The sequence below is a fragment of the Treponema sp. R8-4-B8 genome, assembly GCF_054786175.1.
The window spans coordinates 1-464 of sequence record NZ_BDHE01000359.1 but is presented as its reverse complement, the minus strand read 5'-3'; the positions used below and the strand labels follow the sequence as shown (position 1 = coordinate 464).

The 464-nt window shown below is 47.2% G+C and carries 1 protein-coding gene; it reads left to right on the top strand.

Features of this window, described 5'->3' with window-relative positions:
- Positions 1–372: hypothetical protein (locus tag ACYVRA_RS08760; RefSeq protein WP_461252332.1), on the top strand; the 372-nt coding region annotated here is incomplete at its 5' end.
- Positions 373–464: the final 92 nt, after the last annotated feature.

The window sequence follows — 464 nt, the reverse complement described above, 5'->3', positions numbered from 1 at the left end:
TCAAAGAAAAGGAGAGAAGGGCGGATATTTGACTACTATTTTGCGCCGAAATATCAAAATACGTTGGGGGTGTCGTATGGCGGTCTTAATTTGGAAGGAGGGTTGATTTGGGGAGACGGTATGTTTCTCGGAGTTGACTTCGGTATAGACGGCAAAGAGCAAAAAGAGTCCGTCGGAATAGGTCTTAGTTTGGGCAACGTATATGATTTGCGGGACGCGCTGCAGCTTGTCTACGGTGGATCAGTGGGTTCTTGGTGGGGACATTATTATGGGGACTATAAGTATAAGGGTTATAGTGCGGACAGAGAAGACAACAACTATCTCGCCTTGTTTGTCAAACTGCGTTGGAAGCTGTCTCTTATACACATCTAGATGTGTATAAGAGACAGGTGTTGACGTATTCCCCTCCTCGGAGGGGTGGCCGCGAAGCGGACGGGGTGGTGCTTTTGACTTTCTTAATCCTA